General features: G+C 49.8%; 1 protein-coding gene. It reads left to right on the top strand.

The genetic code is table 11. The annotated features are described in order from the left end of the window. Positions 1-590 (top strand): EF-Tu C-terminal domain-related protein (locus I9W95_RS14475; RefSeq protein WP_263866223.1); only part of this gene is annotated, 590 nt, incomplete at both ends.

The following is a 590-nucleotide window of genomic DNA, read 5'->3' as shown; positions in this document are numbered from 1 at the left end:
TCTGCTCTGATGGCTCTGAACGGCGAAGACGACAACGAAATGGGTACGTCTGCTGTTAAGAAGCTGGTTGAGACTCTGGACACTTACATCCCAGAACCAGAGCGTGCAATCGACGGTGCATTCATCATGCCTATCGAAGACGTATTCTCTATTCAGGGTCGTGGTACCGTAGTAACTGGCCGTGTTGAGCGTGGTATCGTTCGCACTGGTGAAGAAGTTGAAATCATCGGCATCAAAGAAACCACCAAGACTACCTGTACTGGTGTTGAGATGTTCCGTAAGATTCTGGACGAAGGCCGTGCTGGTGAGAACGTTGGTGTTCTGCTGCGTGGTACTAAGCGTGACGAAGTTGAGCGTGGTCAGGTTCTGGCGAAGCCAGGTTCTATCACTCCTCACACCAAGTTCCAGTCTGAAGTATACGTACTGGGTAAAGATGAAGGTGGTCGTCACACTCCATTCTTCAAAGGTTACCGTCCACAGTTCTACTTCCGTACTACTGACGTAACTGGTGCTGTAGAGCTGCCAGAAGGCGTTGAAATGGTAATGCCAGGCGATAACGTACAACTGACTGTAACTCTGATCGCGCCTAT

The organism is Thalassolituus marinus, assembly GCF_020320395.1.
In the GTDB taxonomy this organism is placed as follows: Bacteria; Pseudomonadota; Gammaproteobacteria; order Pseudomonadales; family Oceanobacteraceae; genus Venatoribacter; species Venatoribacter marinus.
This window is presented reverse-complemented; position numbering and strand designations above follow the sequence as displayed.